The sequence below is a fragment of the Stenotrophomonas sp. CCNWLW57 genome (assembly GCF_037203925.1).
GTDB classification, from domain to species: Bacteria; Pseudomonadota; Gammaproteobacteria; order Xanthomonadales; family Xanthomonadaceae; genus Stenotrophomonas; species Stenotrophomonas rhizophila_A.
The window spans coordinates 485,674-510,841 of record NZ_JBBCBJ010000001.1; the positions used below are offsets into that span (position 1 = coordinate 485,674).

Sequence of the window (25,168 nt, forward strand, 5' to 3'; positions counted from 1 at the left end):
CCAACGGTCGGTGGCTACCGAGGGTAGGTGCCGACCGTCGGTCGGCACACCTTCTTATTTCAACTGTTCCCACAGGAAGCTGTAGGCCAGCGCCGACATGTGCGCGGCCTGCGCATTGTTCGCCGCGCCGCCGTGGCCGCCTTCGATGTTCTCGTAGTAGGTGACGTCCTTGCCCGTCTCGATCATCTTCGCCGCCATCTTGCGGGCATGGCCCGGGTGGACGCGGTCGTCACGGGTCGAGGTGGTGAACAGCACCGGAGGATACGTCTTCTTCGGATCGAACAGGTGGTACGGCGAGAAGGTTTGAATGTACGCCCAGTCGGCGGTGTCGGGGTTGCCGTATTCGGCCATCCACGAGGCGCCGGCCAGCAGGTGGCTGTAGCGCTTCATGTCCAGCAGCGGCACCTGCACCACTACCGCCCCGAACAGCTCCGGGTACTGGGTGAGCATGTTGCCGGTGAGCAGGCCACCGTTGCTGCCGCCCTGCACGCCCAGGTGCCGGGGCGAGGTGATCTTCCGGCTCACCAGGTCGCGGGCAACTGCAGCCATGTCCTCATACGCCTTGTGCCGGTTCTGCTTCAGCGCCGCCTGGTGCCAGCGCGGGCCGTACTCGCCACCGCCACGGATGTTGGCCACCACGTACACGCCGCCCTTTTCCAGCCAGGCGCGGCCCATGCCACCGGAGTACGACGGGGTAAGCGAGATCTCGAAGCCGCCGTAACCGTACAGCAGGGTCGGGTTGGACCCGTCCAGCTTCATGTCCTTGGCATGCACCACGAAGTACGGCACGCGGGTGCCGTCCTTGCTGGTGGCGAAGTGCTGCTCGATCACCTTGCCTTCGGCATCGAAGAACGCCGGCATGGTCTTGAGCACTTCCGGCTGCTTTCCGATCTCTGCCAGCGCCAGGGTGGTCGGGGTCAGGTAGTCGGTGACGGTCATCCACACCGCATCGCTTTCGTCGGCATCCACCGCGCCTACCGCTACGGTGCCGAACGAGGGCGCGCCGGTGAAGTCGCTCTTCTTCCAACCCTCGGCCGACGGCGTCAGCACCTGCAGGCGGCTCTTGACGTCATCAAGCACGTTCAGCACCAGATGGTTCTTCGTCCAGCTCGAGCCGGCCAGCGAGGTGGTCGCGGTGGGGGCGAACAGCACCTCGAAGTCGCGCTTGCCGGCAATGAAGTCGTCCAGCTTGGTGATCAGCAGCGAACCGGCCGCATAGGTCTTGCCACCCACCGTCCACGGATCGCGCAGCTCCAGGGTCAGCCACTGCTTCCGCAGACCCTTCTCGGCCGAGTTCGGCGCATCGATCCTGGTCAGCGTGCCATCGTCGGCGCGCAGGTAGATCTCGTTGTTGTAGAAGGCCAGGGTGCGGCTGACCAGGTTGCGCTCATAGCCGGGCGTATCGTCGTGCATCGCCGCGATGTACATGTCATCGGACTTGCCTTCGTAGACCACGCTGGCCGCCGACAGCGGCGTGCCGCGCTTCCACAGCTTGGCCACCCGCGGGTAGCCGGAGGTGGTCATGCTGTCTTTGCCGAAATCGGTGTAGACGAACACGGTGTCGCGGTCGATCCAGCCCAGCCCGCCCTTGGATTCGGGACGGAAGAAGCCGTCCTTGATCCAGCGCTTGTTGGCCAGGTCGAATTCGCGGGTCACGTCGGCATCGGCGCCACCGCGCGACAGCGCGATGAGGCAGCGGGTGTACTCCGGGCGCAGGCATTCGGCACCGTGCCATACCCAGTTCTCGCCTTCGGCCTTGTTCAGCGCGTCCAGGTCGAGCACGGTCTCCCACTTCGGGGCCGGCTTGCGGTACTCATCCAGCGTGGTGCGTCGCCACAGGCCGCGCTCGTGCTGCTTGTCCTTCCAGAAGTTGTAGTAGTACTCGCCGATCTTCTGCACGCCCGGGATCTTGGCATCCGAATCGAGCACCTCGCGGATGCTGGCTTCCATCTGCTTGAAGGCCGGGGTCTGGGCCAGGCGGCCTTCGGACTTGGCGTTCTGCTGCTTGACCCAGTCCAAGGACGTGTCGCCGGTGACATCTTCCAGCCAGGCGTAGGGATCGGCGGGGGTCTCAGCGGCCATCGCGGTTCCAGCGGCACCAGCAGAGAACAGGCCTGCCATCAGGCAGGCAGAGGCGAGTCGTGACATTGCGGCTCCAGGCGGTCATATCCCCCGGACGCTATCACACGGCCTGCCCCGCTCCCCCCTGTCGAAGGTCAGGGCGAAGGCGGGGAGCCGCGCGGCGCACCCGGCGCCGCGCCTGCGGGCCGCGCCGGCGGCGGGCCTGCCAGGCCAACAGCGACGTCGGCAGGCGGAAGCGGTACAGGCTCCACCACGCCAGGCACGGCATGCCGACCAGCCACATCGGCAACCACCCCACCCATTCACTGCTGCCACGCGCGGCCGGCCAGACCAGCACCACGGCCAAGCCGGCCAGGGCCACCTGGCGAACGCCCCGGAGGATGCGGGGATCGGGAGCCTGCAGAGCACGCGTGCCAGGCTGCGGGGTGCGGGAACGGCGCGAAGACGACAGGGTCATGACAGGGCTCCATGCGAAAGTGATGCGTCACCTTGCCGCGCTGCCATCTCACAGGCTGCGACCTTCGCATTCCCGCCATTGACGTTCTCTTCCGTCCCACCCACCATGCCTGCAGCCACGCTGACCGACCCATGGCCTGTACCACCACTGGAGCTTTTCGCCGCATGTCTTCGAACCGCCCGCTTCGCGTTGTCCTGCTGCTGTCGACGCTGTCGCTGCTGTCCGCCTGTGCGTTCGGCGACAGCAAGCCGACCCCGGTGCCGACGGTCAGCACCCCGGCCAGCGCGCCGATCGACCTGCAGAAGTTCATGGGTACCTGGTACGTCATCGGCCGCGTGCCGAACCCGGTCGAGCGCGGCCACGTGGCCAGCGTCAACCAGTACACGCTGCGCGGCGACCAGAAGGTGGCCATCACGTATCGCTTCCGCGATGGCTTCTCGCAGCCGCAGCAGGAACTGACCGTGCGCGCCTCCGTGGACGAGGAAAGCGGCAACCACAACTGGCGCACCTGGTTCTACAAGGTGGTGCCGACCCATACCCGCGTACTGGAAGTGGCGCCGGATTATTCGTGGGCGATGCTGGGGTACCCGGGCCGCGAGATGGCCTGGATCTTCGCGCGCAAGCCGGACATGGACAAGGACCTGTACAAGGAACTGGCCACGCGCCTGCGCGACCAGTACGGGGTCAACACCGACAAGCTCAAGCGCGTGCCGCAGCACCCCGAGCAGGTGGACCGCCTGGGCTACGAGGTTCCGAACGTAAGGTGATCAGGCCGCAACGCGCGGCATGACCCTGCGTTCGATGTCCTGCCACGTAGACAGGGTCTTGAGGTCGTATTCGGCCTGCAGTGCGAGCCACGAGGCGGCGTCACCGCCGAAATGGCGCGCCAGCCGGGCCGCCGTATCCGCGGTGACGCCCCGGGTTTCATGCACGATGGCATGCAGCCGGGTGGCCGGCACGTCCAGGGCACGCGCGAGCGCATTGATGCTCAGCTCGAGCGGCGCCATGAATTCCTCCCGCAGGATTTCGCCCGGGTGGATGGCCCTCAGTTTGTTGGCGGCACGGCTCATGGTCGGCATCCTCAGTGGTAATCAACGATTTCGACATGGCACGGACCTGCATCCGTCCAGGTGAAACACACGCGCCATTGGACATTGATGCGGATGCTGAACTGCCCTCGTCGTTCGCCCGCCAGCGCTTCAAGACGGTTGCCGGGCGGACTGCGCAGGAACTGCAGGGTCTGCGCCGCGTCCAGCATCTGCAGTTTGCGCTCGGCAACCGCCTGGATGCTGCGGAACCGCCGTGGGCATCGGCCTTCGAACAGGGCAAGCGTATGGCGGCAGCGGAAGGACTGGATCATTCCGTTTAGCGTAATACGCCAAACGGAATATAGCACAGACGCGGATCACGCAATGCCGACGCGGTCGAACGCCAGATCAATCCGATCGCCGGTTCGTATCGCCAGGCTCAAGGATTGCGCCAGGTACGCCCCTTACTTGCGCGAATACCGCCCTACCAACCAGTCACCCAGCATCTGCAGCAGCTGGACCAGCACCAGCAGCAGCACCACGGTGACCAGGGCCACGTCCGTGTGCGAGCGCTGGTAGCCGTCGCGGAACGCCAGGTCGCCCAACCCACCGGAGCCGATCGCGCCGCCCATTGCAGTGAAGCCAATCAGCGCGATCACGGTGACCGTGGCACCGGCGATCAGGCCCGGCCGTGCTTCGGGCAGCAGCACCCGGCTGACCAGCTGCCAGGTGGTGGCGCCCATCGCCTGGCTGGCTTCGATCACGCCACGATCCACTTCGCGCAGCGCGGTTTCCACCAGGCGCGCGTAGAACGGTGCGGCACCGATGACCAGCGGCACGATCGCGCCGCGTACGCCGAGCGAGGTGCCCATCATCCACAGCGTGATGGGAATCAGCACGATCATCAGGATGATGAAAGGCACCGAGCGCAGCAGGTTGACCAGCAGCGCCAGCCCGCCATACAGCACCGGCTTGCGGTGCAGCTGCGGCGAACCGGTCAGGAACAGCAGCACGCCCAGCGGCAGGCCGATGGCCAGCGTGAGCGGCAGTGAGCCGGCCAGCATCAGCAGGGTGTCGACGGTGGCCTGGCCGATATCGGCCCATTTGGCGGCGTCGAGGTGGCGGAAGAACCCGCCCGCAGTAGCGATGATCATCGGCGCAGCTCCTCCAGGTGGACGCCGGCGGCAACGAAGCCGGCCTGCGCGGCCTGAACGTCGCCGCCTACCAGCGATACCGTCAGCTGGCCATACGGGGTGTCCTTGATGCGGTCGATGCGGCCGGACAGGATGTTGTAGTCCACCCCCGTCTCGCGGGCGATGCGGCCCAGCACCGGCTCATAGGTATCGGTACCGAGGAAGGTCAGGCGCACAATGCGCCCTGCCACGGCGTCGAAATCCTTGTGCAGCTCGCCTTCGTCGACCTGCTCGGATTCGTTGACGAAGCGGCGCGTGGTCGGGTGCTGCGGGTGCAGGAACACCTCGGTGACCGGCCCGGTTTCTACCAGGTGGCCAGCATCGAGCACGGCCACGCGGTCGCAGACGCGGCGGATCACATCCATCTCGTGGGTGATCAGCACGATGGTCAGGCCCAGCTCGCGGTTGATCCGGCCCAGCAGCTTCAGCACCGAGGCGGTGGTCTGCGGGTCGAGCGCACTGGTCGCTTCGTCGCACAGCAGGATCTGCGGGCGGGTGGCCAGGGCGCGGGCGATGCCGACGCGCTGCTTCTGGCCGCCGGACAGCTGTGCCGGATACTTGTTGGCGTGCGCCTCCAGGCCCACGGTATGCAGCAGTTCGCTTACCCGTGCGTCGATGTCCGCACGCGGGGTGCCGGCCAGCTCCAGCGGGAAGGCCACGTTGGCCGCCACCGTGCGCGAGGACAGCAGGTTGAAGTGCTGGAAGATCATGCCGATCTTCCGGCGCAGCGCGCGCAGGCCGTCGCGGTCCAGCGCGGTGACGTCCTCGCCGTTGATCAGAAGGCGGCCACCGGTCGGCTCTTCCAGCCGGTTGATCAGCCGGATCAGGGTCGATTTGCCCGCGCCGGAATGGCCGATGATGCCGAACACTTCGCCGGCCTCGATGGTCAGGTCCAGCGGCTGCAGCGCGGCGATCGCGCGGCCGCCGACGGCATAGGATTTGTGCAGGCGCTGGAACTCGATCACTTCGCGGTCAACCGGGGCATCGACGGGAGGGGGCGTGCAGCCTACCAGCGCGGGACGGCCCTGGCCCGCGCGGCAGCAGCGAATCATATTCCGTTTGATTATAAGGCGGCGTCATCGCCCGCCCGGCGGCGCTCAGGGGTGGTCCAGCGGCTGCGGCGCCCGCACCTGGCGGACCCGCTCGCGGTGCAGCAGGTACAGCCCGGAGGCCACGATGATCGCCGCGCCCAGCCAGGTGAAGCGGTCCGGCAGCACGCCCCAGAACAACAGGTCCCAGCCGATCACCCAGACCAGCCCGGTGTATTCCAGCGGGGCGATCAGCGAGGCCTCGCCCAGCTGGAAGGCCCGCGTCAGCGCCACCTGGCCACCCGCCCCGGCCAGGCCCATGCCGGCGATCAGCCAGCCATGGCGCAACTGCAGCGGCTGCCAGTCCGGGATCGCCAGCAACCCGGCGCCCAGCGCCAGGATCACCAGGAACCAGACCACCATCGACTGCGGCGTATCGGTGCGGGTCAGCATGCTGACGGTGATCGCCGCGACCGCATAGGCGGTGGCCGCCAGCAGCACCATCAGGCCCGGAATGGAAATGAAGCCATCCACGCCGGGACGCAGCACCACCAGCACCCCGACCAGGCCGATGCCGATGGCGATCCAGCGGCGGGGCCCGACGTATTCACCGAGCAGCGGCACCGACAGCGCGGCGATCAGCAGCGGCGCCACGAAATAGATGGTGTAGGCGGTGGACAGCGGCAGGCTGCGCAGGGCGAACACGAAGCACCCGATCATGGCCATGCCGAGCAGCCCGCGCAGCAGGTGCAGGCCCCACCGGACCGGAATCAACGAGCGCGGGCCGGCCGTGGCCAGCACCCAGACCAGCACGAACGGCAGCGACGCCGCGCCACGCAGGAAGGTGACCTGCAGGGTCGGGTAGCTGGAGGACAACTGCTTCATGCCCGCATCCATCAGCGAGAAGCAGGCCACGGCCATGAGCATCCAGGCGACGGCACGGGTGGGGGTGCGTTGGGATTCCATGGCCCATTATCACCGCCCTTGCCGGGACGTCCATGCGGGGGTTGTTAGAATGGCGGCTTCACCTGCAGGAGTTTGCCCCATGCCCTCTTTTGACGTCGTTTCCGAAGTCGACATCCACGAACTGACCAATGCGGTCGACCAGGCCAACCGCGAGCTGTCCACCCGCTTCGATTTCAAGGGCGTGGATGCCAAGTTCGTGCTGGACGACAGCGTCATCAGCCAGTCCGCGCCCAGCGACTTCCAGCTGCAGCAGATGACCGACATCCTGCGTCAGCGCCTGACCGCGCGGAAGATCGATGCCGCCTGCCTGGAATTCGGTGATATCGAAACCAACCTCGCCGGCGCCCGCCAGAAGATCACGGTCAAACAGGGCATCGAGCAGAAGGTGGCCAAGAAGATCGCCGCCGCGATCAAGGAAGCCAAGCTCAAGGTCGACAGCCAGATCAACGGCGACAAGCTGCGCGTCACCGGCAAGAAGCGCGACGATCTGCAGGACGTGATGGCGCTGCTCAGGAAAGGCACGTTCGAGGTTCCGCTGCAGTTCGACAATTTCCGCGACTGATTGCCCATGAATGACATGCCCCTCATCGCCGACACCGCGCCGGACGGCAGCGATCCCATCGCGGAAACCCGGCGTTGGCTGGAGCAGATCGTCATCGGCCTGAACCTGTGCCCGTTCGCCAAGGCCGTGTACGTGAAGAACCAGGTGCGCTTCGTGCTCAGCGACGCCACCACCGTCGAAGCGCTGGTGGAAGAACTCGCCGAGGAGCTGGTGCTGCTGCGCGATACCCCGGCCGAGCAGATCGACACCACGCTGATCGTGCACCCGGACGTGCTGACCGATTTCCTGGATTACAACGACTTCCTCGACAACGCCGATGCCGCGATCGAAGCCTTGGACCTGCAGGGCATCCTGCAGGTGGCCAGCTTCCACCCGCAGTACCAGTTCGCCGGGGTCGCGCCGGATGACGTGAGCAACTACACCAACCGCGCGCCCTACCCGACCCTGCACCTGCTGCGCGAAGACAGCGTGGAACGCGCCGTGGCCGCCTTCCCGGACCCGGACGTGATCGTCGAGCGCAACATCGAAACGCTGGACAAGCTGGGCATCGAAGGCTGGACCCGCCTGCTCGGCCGCAAGGACACCCCCCGGTGCCACTGACCCCGGCCATCACCGACTGGCCCGCGCAACCGCTGCGCGACCGCGTGGTGATCGTCACCGGTGGCGCGCAGGGCGTGGGTCGTGGCATCGCGCAGGCGGTGCTGGGCGCCGGCGGCAGCGTGATGATCGCCGACCTGGACGCCGACGCCGGCCGCGCCTGCCTGAAGGAATGGGCACTGCCGGAGCGCGCCGCGTTCCAGCGTGCGGATGTCGCCAGCGAACGCAGCGTGCAGGCGCTGGTCAAGGCCACGCTGAAGCGTTTCGGGCGGATTGATGGGCTGGTCAACAACGCCGGCATCGCCAGCGCGCATGGGACGCCGTTGGCTGACATGACGTTGGCCGAATGGCAGCGCCGCCTGTCCAGCCTGCACGGGGCGTTCCTGTGCAGCAAGCACGCACTGCCAGCGCTGCGTGCGCAGGCCGGCGGGGCGATCATCAACATCGCCTCCACCCGCGCCTGGCAGTCCGAGCCGGACAGCGAAGCCTATGCGGCGGCGAAGGGCGGGCTGGTGGCGTTTACCCACGCGCTGGCGATCAGCAGCGGGCCCGATGTGCGGGTCAACAGCATCAGCCCCGGGTGGATCACCACCGATGCCTGGCAGGCCCCGGCACGGCGGCGCACGCCGAAGCTGTCGCGCCGCGACCATGCCCAGCATGCGGTGGGGCGCGTCGGCCAGCCGGAAGACATCGGTGCGCTAGCGGTGTTCCTGCTCTCGGACCTGTCCGGCTTCATCACCGGACAGGACCACATCGTCGATGGCGGCATGAGCCGCACGATGATCTACGCCGAGTGATTCACCGCCTTGCCGACCAACGGTCGGCACCTACCCGGATCAATGGTGCGTGCGCACCAACGGTCGTACCGGTAGGTACCGACCGTTGGTCGGTACCCATCGCATCAACCGGCCATGCCGTTGTGACGCAGCAACGCGTCCACGTTCGGCGCACGCCCGCGGAACGCCGCGAAATTCTCCGCTGCACTCCGGCTGCCGCCCCGTGACAACACTTCATCGCGGAAGCGCCTGCCCGTTTCGGCCACCTGCTCCGGCGCTTCCTCGAATGCGGCGTACGCATCGGCGCTGAGCACCTCGGCCCACTTGTAGCTGTAGTAGCCCGCCGCATACCCACCCGCGAAAATGTGGCTGAACTGGTGCGGGAAGCGGTTCCATTCCGGCGGGCGGTTGACCGCCACTTCGTCTCGCACGCGTTCCAGCAGCTGCAGCACGCTGTCCTGCACCGGATCGAAACTGCTGTGCAGCTGCATGTCGAACAGCGCGAACTCGAGCTGGCGCACGGTGAACATGCCGCTCTGGAAGTTGCGCGCGGCCAGCATCCGGTCAAACAGCGCGCGCGGCAGCGGCTCGCCGCTGTCCACATGCGCGGTCATGGCCTGCACGCGGTCCCATTCCCAGCAGAAATTCTCCATGAACTGGCTGGGCAGCTCCACCGCATCCCATTCCACGCCATTGATGCCGGCCACGCCCAGCTCGCCGATGCGGGTCAGCAGCTGGTGCAGGCCATGGCCCATTTCATGGAACAGCGTGGTCACCTCGTCGTGGCTGAAGGTCGAGGCCTTGTCATCGGCTCCCTTGCCGAAGTTGCACACCAGATACACCAGCGGCGTCTGCACGCCCTGCGCGGTATCACGGCGGTTGCGGCAGTCGTCCATCCACGCGCCGCCGCGCTTGCCTTCGCGCGCGTACAGGTCCAGGTAGAACTGGCCGACCAGCGCGCCCTGCGCATCGACCAGGCGGAAGAAGCGCACGTCCGGATGCCACACCGGCGCCTGGTCGGGCTGCACCTGCAGGCCATAAAGGCCGTGGATGACGCTGAACAAACCCTCCAGCACCTTCGGCTCGGTGAAGTACTGCTTCACTTCCTGCTCGGAATAGCTGTAACGCGCCTGCTTCAGTTTCTCGGAGGCAAAGGCGAGGTCCCACGCTTCCAGCGCAGGCAGGCCCAGTTCATCGCGCGCGAAGGCATCCAGCTCGGCGCGGTCGCGCTGCGCATAGGGCTTGGCACGCCCGGCCAGATCTCGCAGGAAACCCAGCACCTGCGGCGCGTCGTCGGCCATCTTGGTGGCGATGGAGTACTCGGCGTAGTTGGCAAAGCCCAGCAGGGTCGCCAGCTCGGCGCGCAGCGCCAGCACGCGATCGATGTGCGCGCTGTTGTCCAGCTTGGGATCGCCGAACTCGGAGGCGCGCAGCGCGTTGGCGCGGTACAGCGTCTCGCGCAGCGGGCGGTGTTCTGCATAGGTCTGCACCGGCAGGTAGCACGGCATCTGCAGGGTCAGCTTCCAGCCTGGAAGACCCTCCTTCTCCGCGGCGGCGCGCGCAGCGGCGACCACGTCATCGGGCAGGCCGGCCAGTTCGCTGCGGTCTTCCACGTGCAGCGACCACGCATCGGTCGCATCGAGCACGTTCTGCGAGAAGGTGGCCGACAGCGCCGAGAGCTCCTCGCGGATCGCGCTGTAACGCGCCTTGCCGGCCTCGTCCAGTTCGGCGCCACCCAGGCGGAAATCGCGCAGTGCGTTGTCCAGCACCTTGCGCCGGGCCGGGTCGTACTGCGTCGCTTCCGGTGAGGCGGCCAGCGCGCGGTACTGCTCGAACAGCGCCAGGTTCTGGCCGAGCGCGCTGCCAAAGCGGGTCACCTTCGGCAGGTTGCTGTTGTAGGCCTCGCGCAGCGCCGGGGTGTTCACCACCGCCTGCAGGTGGCCGACCTGGCCCCAGGCGCGCCACAGGCGTTCGGTGGCATCGTCCAGCGGCTCGACGAAGCTGGCCCAGCTGACCGGCTGCACGGTTTCGGCGGCTTTCACCGCCGCTTCGGCCTGCGCCAGCAAGGTGTCGATGGCCGGCCCGATGTGCTCGGGCTGGATCGCATCGAAACGGGGCAGGCCGGAAAAATCGAGCAGGGGATTGGCAGGGGTCACAGGGGTCTCCAGACAGCAGGGCCGGTACGCCGGCGTTTCCCACGATATGGCACCGGACCCGGCGCTGCACAAGCCCCGCCGGCCACGGGTTCGTGGCCGTTCGCCCGCCTGCGGTGCTCAGTACAGGGCTTCCAGCGCGGCGTTGGGCAGCTCCGGCAGGCCCTGCCCGGCCACGGCCGCCGCGATCACCGCATCGGCCTGCTCCACGTCGATGCCCTGCCGCGGGTACCAGTCCGGGTTGTAGTAGCTGTGCGCATAGCGTTCGCCGCTGTCGCACAGGATCGTCACGATCGAGCCGCTGCGCCCGGCCGCACGCATGCGCTCGGCGGCATGCAGCACGCCGATGAAATTGGTACCGGTGGAGCCGCCGACCCGGCGCCCCAGCTGGCGGCTGACATGGCGCATGGCCGCCAGGCTCAGCGCGTCGGGCACCTTGACCATCGCATCCACGCTGGTCGGGATGAAGCTCGATTCCACTCGTGGGCGGCCGATGCCTTCCACCCGCGAACCACCGCTGCAGGTAAGCTCGCGCCACGGTTCACCGGCCAGGGCCGCGCGGTAGCCGTCGAAGAACACCGACACTTCCGGGTCCGCGCACAGGATGCGGGTGTCATGCCGGCGGTAGCTGACATAACGACCCAGCGTGGCGGCGGTACCGCCGGTGCCGGGGCTGCACACGATCCATTCCGGCACCGGATGCGGCTCTTCGGCCATCTGCTTGAAGATGGATTCGGCGATGTTGTTGTTGGCACGCCAGTCGGTGGCGCGCTCGGCGTAGGTGAACTGGTCCATGAAGTGGCCGCCGGTTTCGCGGGCCAGCTTTTCCGAATCGCAGTTCAGGTCGCAGGCGCGCTCCACCAGGTGGCAGCGCCCGCCATGGAATTCGATGGCGGCGATCTTTTCCGGCGAGGTGGTGGCCGGCATCACGGCAATGAATGGCAGGCCCAGCAGGCGCGCGAAGTAGGCTTCGGACACCGCGGTGGAGCCGCTGGACGCCTCGATCACCGGGCGCCCTTCGCGCAGCCAGCCGTTGGCCAGTGCGTACAGGAACAGCGAGCGCGCCAGGCGGTGCTTCAGGCTGCCGGTGGGATGGCTGGATTCGTCCTTGAAGTACAGCTCGATGCCCGGGTGGCCGGGCAGGTCCATCGGAATGAGGTGGGTATCGGCCGAACGGTTGAAATCGGCTTCGATCTTGCGGATGGCGGCGGCCACCCATTCACGCTGCGACATGTCGACGACGGGCCAGGAAGATGCAGCATTCTACGTCCCCTTGCCGCCGCCCCGCTAAAATGAACGGCCAGCCGCATTGCGCGGCACCCCCACAGGATCTTCCATGAGCCTTGCCTCCCTGCAGTCCCAGCCGGGCGTTGCCGCCCAGCCGCCGGCCGAAACCACCGGCTTCGTGTTCAACCACACCATGCTGCGCGTCAAGGACGCCGCCGCCTCGCTGGACTTCTACACCCGCGTGCTCGGCTTCCGCCTGCTCGACCAGCGCGATTTCCCCGAGGCGCAGTTCAGCCTGTACTTCCTGGCCCTGCTGCCGGCGGGCACGTCCATCCCCGAGGGCGACGACGCCCGCCGGGTGTGGATGGCCGGCCTTCCGGGCGTGCTGGAACTGACCCACAACCATGGCACCGAAAGCCAGGAAGGCCGCGTGTACCACGACGGCAACCAGGACCCGCGCGGCTTCGGCCACATCTGCGTCTCCGTGCCGGACATCCAGGCCGCCTGCCAGCGCTTCGATGAGCTGCAGGTGCCCTACCAGAAGCGCCTGGAAGACGGCCGCATGAAGCACCTGGCCTTCATCAAGGACCCGGACGGCTATTGGGTGGAGATCATCTCCAACACCCCGATTGGCTGACCGCCCCGGCTTCAACAATGTGCACGCCCTGCCAAGGCGGGCGTGCACCGCCGGTGGTATACCTGCGTTCCTTTCCACCCGAAGGAACCCGCATGGAAACCATGGAACTGCACCGCGGCCGGCTGATCGACCACCTGCAACTGATCGTGCGTGACCTGCCGGCCAGCCGCCGCTTCTACCAGGCCGTGTTCGACACCATCGGCATTCCCATCGCCGGCGAGGGCGATACGTATTTCTGGGCCGATGAGCTGTTCATTTCCACCGCCGACAGCGAGGCGGCCGCCGGTGAACTGACCGGCCGCCACCACCTGGCCTTCCAGGCCCGCGACCGCGCCACCGTCGATGCCTTCCACAAGGCGGCGTTGGCCGCAGGCGGCAAGGACAACGGCGCCCCCGGCGAACGCCCCTACCACCCGGGCTATTACGCCGCCTTCGCGATCGATCCGGACGGCAACAACATCGAGGTCGTGTACCACGGCCCGGCGACCTACAGCGCCGACTCGGTGAAAGTCACGTTCTGAGTACCGTCGTTACCCGGCCGCGCCTGAACCCTTCAGCCACCACCCACGCCAGTCTCACAACGTGAGACTGGCCGCCCCTACCGTCTCTCCATGGAGACGATACGCAAACTGGCGATTCTGGCCGATGCCGCCAAGTACGACGCGTCCTGCGCCTCCAGTGGCGCGGGGCGGCGGGATTCGCGCGCGTCCGGCGGCATCGGCAGCACCGAAGGCGCCGGCATCTGCCACAGCTACACCCCTGACGGTCGCTGCGTCTCGTTGCTGAAGATTCTGCTCACCAACTTCTGCATCTACGACTGCGCGTACTGTGTGAACCGGGTCTCCAGCAACGTACCGCGCGCACGCTTCAACGTGGCCGAAGTCGTCGCGCTGACCATGGATTTCTACAAGCGCAACTACATCGAAGGGTTGTTCCTTTCCAGCGGCATCATCCGCAATGCCGACTACACCATGGAGCAGATGGTGGAAGTGGCGCGCCAGCTGCGCGAGGAACACCGGTTCTCCGGCTACATCCATCTCAAGACCATTCCGGAAGCCTCACCCGAATTGCTGGCGGCGGCCGGTCGCTACGCCGACCGCCTGTCGATCAACATCGAGCTGCCCACCGAGGAGGGCTTGAGCAGCTTCGCGCCAGAGAAATCGTTGCCTTCCATCCGCGGCGCGATGGGTGAACTGCGTTGGCGCATCGAAGAAGCCAAGGAGGCCAGGACTACCAGCGAGGCCAAGCCCACCACGGTGGCGGCACCGGCGCCGACCGCCCCGACCAAGCGTGCCGGACGCGCCCGCGCACCGCGCTTCGCACCCGCCGGGCAAAGCACGCAGATGATCGTCGGTGCCGACGGCGCCAGCGACCAGCAGATCCTCGGTGCTGCCGACAACCTGTACGGCAACTACCGCATGCGCCGGGTGTACTACTCGGCCTTCAGCCCTATCCCCGATGCGAGCCGGCTGCTACCAGTGCAGGCACCGCCGCTGGCGCGCGAACACCGCCTGTACCAGGCCGACTGGCTGCTGCGCTTCTATGGCTATGGCGTGGACGAAATCACCGACACCACGCAGAACGGCATGCTCGACCTGGACATCGACCCGAAGCTGGCTTGGGCGATCCGCCACCCCGAACGCTTCCCGGTCGATCTCAACGTGGCGTCGAAGGAGATGCTGCTGCGCGTGCCGGGGTTGGGCGTACGCAACGTCAAGCGCGTACTGATGGCACGCCGCCATGGCCGCCTGCGCGTGGCCGACGTAGCCCGCCTGCGCGCACCGATGAGCAAGCTGCTGCCGTTCGTGCAGCTGGCCGATCATCACCCGCGTCGCGCACTGGATGACCCCACCGCGCTGCGCGCGCGGCTGGCACCGCCACCGCGCCAGGCCTCGCTGTTTCCCGACGCTGCCGCATGAGCCGCTGGAGTGTGCGGGTCGACCCGTCGTGGTCGGTGCAATCCTGGCGTGAGGCCGCGCGGCGGGCGCTGCAGCACCGCGTCGCGCCGGAGCAGCTGGACTGGCTGCAGGAGGGTGAAGGTTCGCTGCTGGACGCGCCGGCGCTGGCCACCCTGTCCGCGCCTGACCCTGAAGCCGCCGCCATTGCGGTGCCGAAGGCGTTCCTCGAACTGGCCGCCACCTGCCTGTGCCACCGCGATCCTCAGCGTCACCCGCTGCTGTACCGCATGCTGTGGCGGATCACCCACGGCGAGCGTGGCCTGCTCACCAACCCGGCCGATCCGGACGTGCTGCGTGCCATGGCCCTCGCCCAGGCGGTGCGCCGCGACAGCCACAAGATGAAAGCCTTCGTGCGTTTCCGCGAAGTACCGGGCGAAGAGGATGCCTTCATCGCCTGGTTCGAGCCCGATCACTTCATCGTGGATCGGGTCGCGCCGTTCTTCGCGCGCCGCTTCGCGGGCATGCGCTGGGCGATCCTCACGCCGTATCGCAGCGCGCGCTGGGACGGCCAAGTGCTGGCATTCGGCCCCGGCAGCAAGCAGGCGGATGCGCCGGTGGAGGATGCGCGCGAAGAGCTGTGGCGCACCTACTACGCCAACATCTTCAACCCTGCCCGGCTCAACACGCGGATGATGCAGCAGGAAATGCCGGCCAGGTACTGGAAGCACCTGCCGGAGGCGAGCCTGCTGCCCACGCTGGTGCGCGATGCCGGTGACCGCGTGCAGGAAATGCATGACCGTGAAGCGCAGGCACCACAACGTCGGATACCGGAGCAGCACATTCCCCTGCGCGGCCCGGCAACCGCGAACGGCAATTCTCTCGACGAGCTGCGCACCGCGGCGGCCGGTTGCCGCCGTTGCCCGCTCTGGGAGCCGGCCACCCAGACCGTGTTCGGCGAAGGCCCGCGCGATGCGCAGGTAATGCTGGTAGGCGAGCAACCCGGGGACTCCGAGGACCTGAGCGGCCACCCCTTCGTCGGGCCGGCGGGGCAGCTGTTGAATCGTGCGCTGCAGGACCTGGGCATCGATCGCAACACGCTGTACCTGACCAACGCGGTGAAGCACTTCCGCTACGAGCGGCGCGGAAAGAAGCGCATCCATTCCAAACCTCAGGTCACCCATATCAACGCGTGCCGGCCATGGTTGCTGGCGGAGATTGAACAGGTGAGCCCGAAAGTAATCGTCTGCCTGGGCGCCAGTGCAGCGCGTGCCGTGTTTGGTCCCGGCTTCCTACTAGGTCGCGACCGTGGCCAATGGCATACCCTGGAAGACGGCACGCGCGGGTTCGCCACGGTCCACCCATCGTGGGTACTGCGGCAAAGCGCGGGCCCGGCGCAGGCGGATGCGTATCGACTGATGCTGGACGACTTGGCGAAGCTTGCGGATCACATTCCCACCCACCACCCTTCCGGCAAACACGGGTAGGTCGAAACCCACCCGATTGCCATTCGCGACAATGGGTAGGGGCTGATCCGCAGCGTGCCTGAGTGATTGAAGTCGTTCTTTTTGTGCATTTTTCAGCCTCCTTCCCATGTCCGGCACGCTGGCCGATTACAGGTTGAGGAGGCACCTGGGTGGGGCAGGCCGCGCGACGGTATTCTGCATCCATGACTACTTCAAAATCCAGTAAGCAGCCCTCTGTTGCCGAAAGGAGTGAAAGCAGACGCGTACGGATGAGCGCCGCGGACCTGCTGACCTTGAGCGACGAGGAAAGGATTCGCCGGATATATGACATGACGCCGGAGCAGGCGGAGGCGATCATACGCAAGTCCGGCATCTTGACCGCTTCTGGCAAGCTGAAGCGCGGCTACCGATGAACGATGGACATCTTCAGCTCGGTTATCACGGCTGCGACGTCACGGTAAGAGACGGACTGGTTTCCGGACGACTGTCGCCTTCGCCCAGTGGCAATCAGTACGACTGGCTCGGCCCAGGCTTCTACCTGTTCGAAGGCGATGAAGACAGGGCGATGGCATTTGCCGAAGCAGCGGCCAGCCAACCGCAGCGCAGATTGACTGCGAGACCCATTGCGACACCAGCCGTCGTTGGGTGTGTCTTCAGCGTTCACCGATGCCTTGACATGACCACAAAGGCCGGCCGTCTGGAGTTCGAGAACGCCTACCTGAACTTTCAGGCGGGCTACCTTCGTATTGGGCAGTCACTCCCTCTGAATGTCCCGGTGGACGCACGTGACGAAGAGATCCTACTTCGTGGACTGGATAGAGCGGTGATCCAATTCATACATTCAAGCCGCCAGGACGTTGCCGGGCTCGAGCAGTTCCAAGCCGTGCGGGGCGCCTTCCGGCAAGGCCCCGAAATCGCGCCGAACTCCGGATTTCACAGGGATAGCCATGTGCAGATTGCCTTGAGAGACACCGGCTGCATCAAGGGCTGGTTTCTCCCGCCGGATACGAAGGAGCTCTCTCAACCAGAGCTCACCAAGGCTCAAACCGCGATGCGTCTGGTACGAGAAAGCACTGCCAAGTCCCGCCAACGCGCGGAAGCCGCCACGCGCTGAACCAGTAGAGCGGTACTCTGCCCCGCTCTACGGCGTTCCGTTAATGTGCAGCCATGTAGATGTCCTGAAGCACCGCCTTCTCCAGCTCCAGCTCGCTGAGCAGGTTCTTGACGATGTCACCCAGGCTCAGGATGCCCACCAGCTTGCTGCCTTCGGTCACCATCAGGTGGCGGTGGCGCGAGTAGGTCATCAGCGCCATGGCCTGCTTCAGGGTCGCCTCGGGGGCGATGCCTTCCAAGCCGGCTGAGGGAAGCGTGGCGATGACCCGGCGACCCGCCTGGGGGCCATCGTCGGCCAGGCTGCGCACGATGTCTTTCTCGGAGATGATCCGGACCGGCACATCATCCTTCATCACCACCAGCGCGGCGATCTTGTGCGCGCTCATCTTGTGGGCGGCGGCGCCGATCGTGTCTTCGACGTCGATGGTGACAACGGAGTCTTTCTTGGATTGCAGAAGTTCGCGGACGTTCATTCTTTTTCCTGTTGCAGACTGGGTGAAGCCACACGCCTTGCGTGGTGGGACCGATTGACGCAGCCAGCGGCTGACACCCCGAGAATGGCATTCCGACTAGAACCGACGCTGAATGTCGCAGGCGGACTCGACTAAAGTTTTCCCGACGCCAGAAACGGCAAAGGGCGGCCCGGGTGGACCGCCCTTTGCCTGGGATGGTGCAGCGACCACCGGTCGCTACCTAGCCATTCATTTCTTGACCGAGCACGTGCCGTGCGCAGCCAGCTTGAGGCTGGCAATCTGGCGGCGCCCTTCTGCTTCCGGCACCGCCTCGAGCTTCGCACCGCCCACAAAGACGCCCATCTTGATGGACTGCCGGATGAAGTAGTTCTGGCCCGAAGCTGTGACCAGCTTCAGATCGTTCGGCGAGAACTCCGACTCGGTGGAGAAGGTGTGCTCGCGGTCGCCCGCAACCAGGGTGTAGAAGAACACCTTGTTCGCGGTCTCACCCAGGCACTCCCCGTCGATCAGGACATCCTTCTTGAGCGCCTGGCCTATTCCGCTGTTGCGAAACACATAGACGCCCGCCTTGCCCGCTTCCGGAGCGGGGAACGTCTTGGCGACATCCAGCGTCCCCTTGTCAGCCATCGGAACCGACGCGCAGCCGGACATCAAGGTGATGGCCGCAGCCACCCCCAGCATCAACATCTTGTTCAAACAAAGCCCCCTGTGGCGTGCATCCTGCACGCGATTGTTGGACATCGGATGGCGAGTCGGTGCGGTGGGGGTCGCGGCCTGTGGCGCCGTCGCGGAGTCTATCCGGGTCTCTACAAAGCTGTATAGGGGCCGGGTACCACCATGAAAAAGGGCGGCCCCTCAGGGTCGCCCTTCCCTACCCGCAACCGACCTTGGTCGCTTGCTATTCCACCGTCACGCTCTTGGCCAGGTTGCGCGGCTTGTCCACGTCGGTGCCGCGCGCCAAGGCGGTGTGGTACGCCAGCAGCTGCACCGGGATGGTGTGCACCACCGGGCTGAGCACGCCGGCGTGGCGCGGGGTGCGGATGACGTGCACGCCTTCGGATTCGACGAAGTTGCTGTCCTGGTCGGCGAACACGAACAGCTCGCCGCCACGCGCGCGCACTTCCTGCATGTTGGATTTGACCTTCTCCAGCAGGCTGTCGTTGGGCGCGATCACCACCACCGGCATGTCTTCATCCACCAGCGCCAGCGGGCCGTGCTTGAGCTCGCCAGCAGGGTAGGCTTCGGCGTGGATGTAGGTGATTTCCTTGAGCTTGAGCGCGCCTTCCAGTGCGATCGGGTAATGCAGCCCGCGGCCCAGGAACAGGGCGCTGTTCTTGCGCGCGAAGCGCTCGGCCCAGATGGCGATCTGCGGTTCCATGTTCAGCGCATGCTGCACGCTGCCCGGCAGGAAGCGCAGCTGCTCCAGGTACTCCGCTTCCTGCGCGGCATCGATGCGGCCGTGCAGCTTGCCCAGCACCACGGTCAGCTGGAACAGCGCGGCCAGCTGGGTGGTGAACGCCTTGGTCGAGGCCACGCCGATCTCGGCACCGGCACGGGTGTAGCAGACCAGTTCGCTGGCGCGCGGGATCGCGCTTTCCGGCACGTTGCAGATCGACAGCGTGTGCAGGTGGCCCAGCGATTTGGCGTACTTCAGCGCCTCCATCGTGTCCAGGGTTTCACCGGACTGGGAGATGGTGACGATCAGGTGCTTGGGGTTGGCATACGCGGCGCGGTAGCGGTACTCGCTGGCGATCTCCACGCTGCACGGCAGGCCGGCGATGGATTCGATCCAGTAACGCGCGGTCAGGCCGGCGTAGTAGCTGGTACCGCAGGCAAGGATCTGCACGCCTTCGATGCCGGCCAGCACGCTTTCGGCGTTCTTGCCGAACAGCTCGGCCGGGAAGCCTCCGGCGTCGATCGCCGCTTCTATGGTGTCGCCCAGCGCGCGCGGCTGTTCATGGATTTCCTTCTGCATGAAGTGGCGGTACGGGCCCAGCTCCAGCGAGGCCAGCGACACATCCGACTGGTGCACGCCACGGTCCACCGGCTGGTTGTGTTCGTCATACACCTGCACGCCATCGCGGCGGATGTCGGCGGTGTCGCCCTCTTCCAGAAAAATCACGTTGCGGGTGGCCGAGATCACCGCTGACACGTCGGAGGCCACGAAGTTCTCGCCCTGGCCCAGGCCCACCAGCAGCGGGCAGCCCATGCGCGCACAGACGAAGTGGTCCGGCTCGGCGCGGCTCATCACCGCCAGCGCGTAGGCACCGGTCAGTTCCTTGACCGTGCGCTGCAGCGCCGACAGGAGGCTGTCGCCGTTCTTGAGGTTGTGGTGCATCAGGTGGGCGATGACTTCGGTGTCGGTCTGCGACTCGAACACGTAGCCCAACCCGCGCAGGCGCTCACGCTGCTCTTCGTGGTTTTCGATGATGCCGTTGTGCACCAGCGCCACGCCGTGGCTGATGTGCGGGTGGGCATTGGCTTCGGTCACGCCGCCGTGGGTGGCCCAGCGGGTGTGGCCGATGCCGAGCGTAGCGTCGAAGCCTTCGGCAATGGCCGCCCTCTCCATCTCGGCCACGCGGCCGGTACGGCGCACGCGGCGCACGTCGGCCTGGGCCTGGGTCTGGTCCAGTACCGCGATGCCGGACGAGTCGTAGCCCCGGTATTCCAGCCGCTTCAGTCCTTCGATGAGTACCGGTACCACATCGCGATCCGCGATCGCCCCCACAATCCCGCACATAGATTCAGATCCCTGCTGTCGAATGCCCATTCTAGCGTGGGCGGCTGGACCGCTTGGACGCTGTCCGCTTAACAAAAGTGTCCGCTGCGGTGTCCGCGGACACCCGGACAATCGCGCCCGCTTCGCAAGCTGTTGTTTTCAAAGGGGCCAATGTTGGCACGCGGTGTGCTTGGTATACCGCAACCCAACCGCGAACGAGCCCGATGATCCGCGACACTTCCGCACAGGACCAGACCCTCTCCACCCCGGGCACGGCCGCGCCGTGGAAGCGCTGGCTGTGGCCGGGCATCGCCGCGCTGGTGGTGCTGCTGGCGATCGTCTTCGCTGCCCGCGCCTGGCTCGGGTCCAGCCGCTCCTTTGACAGCGCGCGGGTGCGTATTGCCGAGGTCAAGCAGGGCGACCTCGTCCGCGACCTGGCCGCCGATGGCCGGGTGATCGCCGCCAACAGCCCGATCCTGTACGCGATCTCCGCCGGTACGGTGGACCTGAAGGTGGTGGCCGGCGACGTGGTGAAGAAGGGCCAGGAGCTGGCCGTGATCGACAGCCCCGAGCTGCGCAGCAAGCTGGCCCAGGAGCGCACCACCCTGGCCGGGCTGGAAGCCGAAGCCAGCCGCGCCGTGCTCGATGCCACCCTGGCCCGGGCCAAGGCCAGCAAGGAAACCGACCAGGCCAGCATTGAGCGCCAGGCCGCCGAACGCGACCTGCAGCGCTACCAGCGCGGCTATGACGGCGGCGCGGTGCCGCAGATCGACCTGGCCAAGGCCAACGACAGCCTGAAAAAGGCCGACATCTCGCTGGCCAACGCCCAGACCGACGCCCGCCTGCAGGGCCAGGGCGCGGACCTCGATGCCCGCAACAAGCGCCTGCTGGCCGACCGCCAGCGCGCGGTGGTGGAAGAAGTGCAGCGCCAGGTGGACGCGCTGACCCTGCGCGCACCGTTCGATGGCCAGGTGGGCCAGGTCCAGGCCACCCAGCACACCCAGGTGGCGGCCAACGCGCCGATCCTGGGCGTGGTCGATCTGTCGCGCTTCGAGATCGAGATCAAGGTGCCGGAAAGCTTCGCCCGCGACCTGTCCATCGGCATTCCGGCCCAGCTCACCAGCGGCAACGGCCAGCCGTTCCCGGGCGAGATCAGCGCGGTGTCGCCCGAAGTGGTGGCCGGCGAAGTGAACGCCCGCATCCGCTTCACCGACAAACAACCGCAGGGCCTGCGCCAGAGCCAGCGCATGCAGTCGCGGATCGTGCTCGATACCCGCCGCAATGTCATCAAGGTCGAGCGTGGCCCGTTCGTGGAACAGGGCAACGGCCAGGCCTACGTCATGGATGGCGATACCGCGATCCGCCGCCCGGTCCGGCTGGGCGTCAGCAGCCTGGGCGAAGTGGAAATCCTGTCCGGCCTGCGCCCGGGCGACCGCGTGGTCGTCTCCGGCGCTGACCTGTTCGGCGATGCCGAATCCGTGTCCATCAACTGATCACCCTCATCACTTCAACCAAGGAAACAGCCATGCTCGATATGCGCTCGGTCGCCAAAGTATTCCGCACCGAACAGGTGGAAACCCATGCCCTGCGTTCGCTGGACCTGCACGTGCGCGAGGGTGAGTTCGTTGCGGTAACCGGCCCGTCCGGTTCGGGCAAGACCACCTTCCTCAATATCGCCGGCCTGCTGGAAACCTTCACCAGCGGCACCTACATGCTCGATGGGCAGGACGTGAGCAAGCTGGGCGACGATGCCCGCAGCCGCCTGCGCAACCAGAAGATCGGCTTCATCTTCCAGGGTTTCAACCTGATCTCCGACCTCAACCTGTTCGACAACGTCGACGTGCCGCTGCGTTACCGCGGCATGCCGGCCAGCGAACGCAAACAGCGCATCGAACGCGCGCTGGGCCAGGTCGGGCTGGGCTCGCGCATGAAGCACTACCCCTCCGAACTGTCGGGCGGCCAGCAGCAGCGCGCCGCCATCGCCCGCGCCCTGGCCGGCAGCCCGCGCCTGCTGCTGGCCGACGAACCGACCGGCAACCTGGACAGCCAGATGGCCCGTGGCGTGATGGAACTGCTGGAAGAGATCAACGCCGCCGGCACCACCATCGTCATGGTCACCCATGACCCGGAACTGGCCGCGCGTGCCCAGCGCAACGTGCACATCGTCGATGGCCAGGCCACCGACCTGGTGCGCGAACCGGTGCTGGCCACCCCGCGCGTTGCCGTCGCCACGCTCAACGACTGAGGCCCGCCACCATGCTCGCCTACTACTTCCGACTGGCCCTGCGCAGCTTCCGGCGCAACAAGGTGCTGACCGCGCTGATGGTGATCGCCATCGCGCTGGGCATCGGTGCTTCCATGACCACCCTGACCGTGTTCCATGTGCTGTCAGGCGATCCGATCCCGCAGAAGAGCGACCGCCTGTTCAACGTGCAGGTCGACCCGCGACCGATGATCGGCTACCAGCCCAGCGAAGAGCCCGAAGAACAGGTCACCCGCTTCGATGGCGAAACGTTGCTGCGTGAAAAGAAGGCCAAACACCAGGTGCTGATGACCGGTGGTGGCGTCACGGTGGAACCGGACAACAGCACGCTGCGCCCGTTCGACACCGATGCGCGCTATGCGTCCAGCGATTTCTTCACCATGTTCGATGCACCGTTCAAGTACGGCCAGGGCTGGAAGCCCGACCAGGACGAAGGCCGTGGCCGGGTGGCGGTGATCTCCAAGGCCTTGAACGAGAAGTTGTTCAACGGCCAGAACAGCGTGGGCAAGCCATTGCGCATGGATGGGCACACCTTCAACATCGTCGGCGTGCTGGACGAATGGAATCCCAACCCGCACTTCTACGACCTGGAAACCGGCCGCTACGGCGACAGCGAAGACATCTTCGTGCCGGTGTTCACCGCGCTGGACCTTAAGTTCGGCCGCAACGGCAACATGAACTGCTGGGACAACGCCAACGGCGAGGAAACCGCGCTCAATGCACCGTGCGTGTGGATGCAGTACTGGGTTGAGCTGGCCTCGCCGGCCGACGCCGGCGACTACCGGGCGTACCTGGAAAACTATTCGGCACAGCAGAAGGCCGCCGGTCGCTTCCAGCGTCCGTCCAACGTGCGCCTGCGCAATGTAATGGAGTGGTTGGACTTCAAGCAGGTGGTGCCCAGCGACGTACGCCTGCAGCTGTGGCTGGCACTGGGCTTCCTGGCGGTGTGCCTGATCAACACGGTTGGCCTGCTGCTGGCCAAGTTCCTGCGCCGCAGCGGCGAGATCGGCGTACGCCGCGCACTGGGTGCCAGCCGTGGGCAGATCTTCCTGCAGTCGCTGGTCGAAGCCGGCACCGTCGGCCTGGCCGGTGGCGTGCTGGGCCTGGGACTGGCCCTGCTGGGCCTGTATGCAGTTCGGCAGCAGCCGGTGGACTACGCCAAGCTGGCCACGCTGGACGGCAAGATGCTGCTGCTCACCTTCGGCCTGACCCTGGCCGCCAGCCTGCTGGCCGGTTTCCTGCCGGCGCTGCGCGCCATGCAGGTCACCCCCGCCATTCAACTCAAATCGCAGTAAGGATCCGGAGCACATCATGGATATCCGACCCATCCTGAGCACGTTGCGCCGGCACAAGACCGCCGCCGCACTCATCGTGCTGGAGATCGCGCTGACCTGCGCGATCGTCTGCAACGCGTTGTTCCTGATCGGCCAGCGCCTGGAAAAGATCAACCAGCCCAGCGGCATTGCCGAACAGGAGCTGCTGGAAGTGCGGCTGGGCGGCATCGGCAAGCAGGTCAATGCCACCGCCCGTACCCGTGAGGACCTGGCCGCGCTGCGCTCCATCCCCGGGGTGAAGAACGCAGTGGCGATCAACCAGCTGCCGTTCCGGCGCAACTCCTGGAACACCAGCCTGTCGCTGATCCCCGACCAGGAACGCCCCAACTTCAACGCCGCGCAGTACTTCTCCATGGAAGGTACGCTGGATACCATGGGCCTGCAGCTGGTGGCCGGCCGCGACTTCGAGGGCGACGAATTCGCCAACCTGGAAGACGTGGAGAAGGACGCCACCATCGAGCAACGCGGCTCGGCGGTGATCCTGAGCAGCAAGGCCGCCACCAAGCTGTTCCCGGATGGCCAGGCCATCGGCAAGACGATCTACAGCGGGCGCATGCCGCTACGCATCGTCGGCGTGGTGAAGGAACTGGCGCGCCCGGTGACGGTGGAGTCCGACACCGGCTATTCGATGATCCTGCCGGTGCGGGTCAACTACGATATGGGCACGTACCTGATCCGGGTGACCGACGCGGCGCGCCGCCAGGAAGTGCTCACCGCCGCCGTGGCCGCGCTGGAGAAGGTGGACAGCAGCCGCATGGTGCGCGCCAAGCTCACCTACGAAGAACAGCGCACCAAGTACTTCCAGAACGACCGCGCGATGGTCGGCCTGCTGATCACGGTCTGCGTGGCGCTGCTGGTGGTCACCGCGTTGGGCATCGTGGGCCTGGCCAGCTTCTGGGTGCAGCAGCGTACCAAGCAGATCGGCATCCGGCGTGCGCTGGGCGCCACCCGCGGCCAGATCCTGCGCTATTTCCAGACCGAGAACTTCCTGCTGGCTACGGTGGGTATCGTGCTGGGGATGCTGCTGGCGTACTCGATCAACCTGTGGCTGATGGGTGCCTACGAGCTGCCGCGCATGCCGATCACCTACCTGCCGATCGGCGCGGTGCTGCTGTGGCTGCTGGGCCAGGTGGCGGTGTTCGGCCCGGCCCATCGCGCGGCCGCGGTGCCGCCGGCCGTTGCGACCCGGAGTGCATGAC

Annotated in this window: 26 protein-coding genes; 14 read left to right on the top strand and 12 right to left on the bottom strand. The window is 66.3% G+C overall.

The window, feature by feature from the left end; genetic code table 11:
- Positions 1 to 54: 54 nt before the first annotated feature.
- Together V9K91_RS02110 and V9K91_RS02115 are read right to left on the bottom strand one after the other, a co-directional pair.
- A complete protein-coding gene (locus V9K91_RS02110; RefSeq protein ID WP_336442612.1) occupies positions 55 to 2,148 on the bottom strand; it encodes a prolyl oligopeptidase family serine peptidase in 2,094 nt (697 codons plus the stop codon).
- Positions 2,149 to 2,182: 34 nt separating this feature from the next.
- Positions 2,183 to 2,539, bottom strand: a complete 357-nt coding sequence (locus V9K91_RS02115) for a hypothetical protein (protein ID WP_093533995.1) — start codon at positions 2,537 to 2,539, stop codon at positions 2,183 to 2,185.
- A gap of 164 nt (positions 2,540 to 2,703) precedes the next feature.
- Between V9K91_RS02115 and V9K91_RS02120 the strand changes: the two genes are divergently transcribed.
- Positions 2,704 to 3,306, top strand: a complete 603-nt coding sequence (locus V9K91_RS02120) for a lipocalin family protein (RefSeq protein WP_068854071.1) — start codon at positions 2,704 to 2,706, stop codon at positions 3,304 to 3,306.
- On the opposite strand, the gene V9K91_RS02125 is transcribed toward V9K91_RS02120, so the two are convergent.
- From V9K91_RS02125 to V9K91_RS02145, 5 genes are all read right to left on the bottom strand, one after another.
- A complete protein-coding gene (locus V9K91_RS02125) occupies positions 3,307 to 3,609 on the bottom strand; it encodes a HigA family addiction module antitoxin (protein WP_083214286.1) in 303 nt (100 codons plus the stop codon).
- Positions 3,610 to 3,620: 11 nt separating this feature from the next.
- A complete protein-coding gene (locus tag V9K91_RS02130; protein WP_068854073.1) occupies positions 3,621 to 3,899 on the bottom strand; it encodes a type II toxin-antitoxin system RelE/ParE family toxin in 279 nt (92 codons plus the stop codon).
- Between the two features lie 132 nt (positions 3,900 to 4,031).
- Positions 4,032 to 4,721 carry a methionine ABC transporter permease gene (locus V9K91_RS02135; RefSeq protein WP_217535714.1) on the bottom strand — a complete coding sequence of 230 codons (690 nt, stop codon included), beginning with the start codon at positions 4,719 to 4,721 and terminating at the stop codon, positions 4,032 to 4,034.
- The gene (locus V9K91_RS02140; protein ID WP_249834390.1) at positions 4,718 to 5,725 is read right to left on the bottom strand and encodes a methionine ABC transporter ATP-binding protein; all 1,008 of its coding nucleotides are present in this window, start codon (positions 5,723 to 5,725) and stop codon (positions 4,718 to 4,720) included. Before V9K91_RS02140 ends, V9K91_RS02135 begins: the two co-directional genes overlap by 4 nt.
- Positions 5,726 to 5,857: 132 nt before the next feature.
- On the bottom strand, positions 5,858 to 6,754 hold the full coding sequence (locus V9K91_RS02145) for a DMT family transporter (protein ID WP_095362990.1): 897 nt from the start codon (positions 6,752 to 6,754) through the stop codon (positions 5,858 to 5,860).
- A gap of 79 nt (positions 6,755 to 6,833) precedes the next feature.
- On the opposite strand from V9K91_RS02145, the gene V9K91_RS02150 reads away from it, so the two are divergent.
- Genes V9K91_RS02150 through V9K91_RS02160 form a run of 3 tightly spaced genes read left to right on the top strand, consistent with a single transcriptional unit; the run spans position 6,834 to position 8,710 of the window.
- The gene (locus V9K91_RS02150) at positions 6,834 to 7,316 is read left to right on the top strand and encodes a YajQ family cyclic di-GMP-binding protein (protein WP_249833144.1); all 483 of its coding nucleotides are present in this window, start codon (positions 6,834 to 6,836) and stop codon (positions 7,314 to 7,316) included.
- Positions 7,317 to 7,322: 6 nt separating this feature from the next.
- Complete coding sequence (locus tag V9K91_RS02155) at positions 7,323 to 7,916, top strand: DUF1415 domain-containing protein (RefSeq protein WP_249833145.1); 594 nt, start codon at positions 7,323 to 7,325, stop codon at positions 7,914 to 7,916.
- Positions 7,907 to 8,710: a glucose 1-dehydrogenase gene (locus tag V9K91_RS02160; protein WP_249833146.1), complete on the top strand. Its 804-nt coding sequence runs from the start codon at positions 7,907 to 7,909 to the stop codon at positions 8,708 to 8,710. The genes V9K91_RS02155 and V9K91_RS02160 overlap by 10 nt, the downstream gene beginning before the upstream one ends.
- Positions 8,711 to 8,814: 104 nt before the next feature.
- Here V9K91_RS02160 and V9K91_RS02165 read toward each other — a convergent pair whose 3' ends face one another.
- The gene (locus tag V9K91_RS02165; protein ID WP_249833147.1) at positions 8,815 to 10,845 is read right to left on the bottom strand and encodes a M3 family metallopeptidase; all 2,031 of its coding nucleotides are present in this window, start codon (positions 10,843 to 10,845) and stop codon (positions 8,815 to 8,817) included.
- 117 nt (positions 10,846 to 10,962) lie between these two features.
- Positions 10,963 to 12,075, bottom strand: a complete 1,113-nt coding sequence (locus tag V9K91_RS02170) for a PLP-dependent cysteine synthase family protein (RefSeq protein ID WP_093534005.1) — start codon at positions 12,073 to 12,075, stop codon at positions 10,963 to 10,965.
- 103 nt (positions 12,076 to 12,178) lie between these two features.
- Here V9K91_RS02170 and gloA point away from each other — a divergent pair, with 103 nt between their 5' ends.
- The 6 genes from gloA to V9K91_RS02200 all read left to right on the top strand — a co-directional run bounded on the left by gloA (position 12,179) and on the right by V9K91_RS02200 (position 17,181).
- Complete coding sequence (gene gloA, locus V9K91_RS02175; RefSeq protein WP_249833148.1) at positions 12,179 to 12,706, top strand: lactoylglutathione lyase; 528 nt, start codon at positions 12,179 to 12,181, stop codon at positions 12,704 to 12,706.
- 92 nt (positions 12,707 to 12,798) lie between these two features.
- Complete coding sequence (locus V9K91_RS02180; protein WP_068854082.1) at positions 12,799 to 13,227, top strand: VOC family protein; 429 nt, start codon at positions 12,799 to 12,801, stop codon at positions 13,225 to 13,227.
- Between the two features lie 90 nt (positions 13,228 to 13,317).
- Entirely contained in the window at positions 13,318 to 14,625 is a 1,308-nt protein-coding gene (locus tag V9K91_RS02185; RefSeq protein ID WP_093534009.1) for a putative DNA modification/repair radical SAM protein, read from the top strand.
- Positions 14,622 to 16,088: a UdgX family uracil-DNA binding protein gene (locus V9K91_RS02190; RefSeq protein ID WP_249833150.1), complete on the top strand. Its 1,467-nt coding sequence runs from the start codon at positions 14,622 to 14,624 to the stop codon at positions 16,086 to 16,088. Before V9K91_RS02185 ends, V9K91_RS02190 begins: the two co-directional genes overlap by 4 nt.
- 248 nt (positions 16,089 to 16,336) lie before the next feature.
- Entirely contained in the window at positions 16,337 to 16,480 is a 144-nt protein-coding gene (locus tag V9K91_RS02195) for a hypothetical protein (RefSeq protein ID WP_249833151.1), read from the top strand.
- Positions 16,477 to 17,181, top strand: coding sequence for a hypothetical protein (locus V9K91_RS02200; RefSeq protein WP_249833152.1), 705 nt, complete (start codon positions 16,477 to 16,479; stop codon positions 17,179 to 17,181). The genes V9K91_RS02195 and V9K91_RS02200 overlap by 4 nt, the downstream gene beginning before the upstream one ends.
- 40 nt (positions 17,182 to 17,221) lie before the next feature.
- Here the strand turns inward: V9K91_RS02200 and V9K91_RS02205 are convergent, their stop codons facing one another.
- The 3 genes from V9K91_RS02205 to glmS all read right to left on the bottom strand — a co-directional run bounded on the left by V9K91_RS02205 (position 17,222) and on the right by glmS (position 20,393).
- Entirely contained in the window at positions 17,222 to 17,653 is a 432-nt protein-coding gene (locus V9K91_RS02205) for a CBS domain-containing protein (protein WP_095362998.1), read from the bottom strand.
- Positions 17,654 to 17,881: 228 nt separating this feature from the next.
- On the bottom strand, positions 17,882 to 18,340 hold the full coding sequence (locus V9K91_RS02210) for a DUF2846 domain-containing protein (RefSeq protein ID WP_095363106.1): 459 nt from the start codon (positions 18,338 to 18,340) through the stop codon (positions 17,882 to 17,884).
- Between the two features lie 211 nt (positions 18,341 to 18,551).
- Positions 18,552 to 20,393, bottom strand: coding sequence for a glutamine--fructose-6-phosphate transaminase (isomerizing) (glmS, locus tag V9K91_RS02215; protein ID WP_336442614.1), 1,842 nt, complete (start codon positions 20,391 to 20,393; stop codon positions 18,552 to 18,554).
- A gap of 203 nt (positions 20,394 to 20,596) precedes the next feature.
- Here glmS and V9K91_RS02220 point away from each other — a divergent pair, with 203 nt between their 5' ends.
- The 4 genes from V9K91_RS02220 to V9K91_RS02235 are packed head-to-tail and all read left to right on the top strand — an operon-like array spanning position 20,597 to position 25,167.
- A complete protein-coding gene (locus tag V9K91_RS02220) occupies positions 20,597 to 21,865 on the top strand; it encodes an efflux RND transporter periplasmic adaptor subunit (protein ID WP_093534630.1) in 1,269 nt (422 codons plus the stop codon).
- A gap of 32 nt (positions 21,866 to 21,897) precedes the next feature.
- Positions 21,898 to 22,617, top strand: a complete 720-nt coding sequence (locus tag V9K91_RS02225) for an ABC transporter ATP-binding protein (RefSeq protein WP_336442615.1) — start codon at positions 21,898 to 21,900, stop codon at positions 22,615 to 22,617.
- Between the two features lie 11 nt (positions 22,618 to 22,628).
- The gene (locus V9K91_RS02230) at positions 22,629 to 23,930 is read left to right on the top strand and encodes an ABC transporter permease (protein WP_068854091.1); all 1,302 of its coding nucleotides are present in this window, start codon (positions 22,629 to 22,631) and stop codon (positions 23,928 to 23,930) included.
- A 16-nt stretch (positions 23,931 to 23,946) separates the two neighbouring features.
- A complete protein-coding gene (locus tag V9K91_RS02235) occupies positions 23,947 to 25,167 on the top strand; it encodes an FtsX-like permease family protein (RefSeq protein ID WP_095362999.1) in 1,221 nt (406 codons plus the stop codon).
- Position 25,168: the final 1 nt, after the last annotated feature.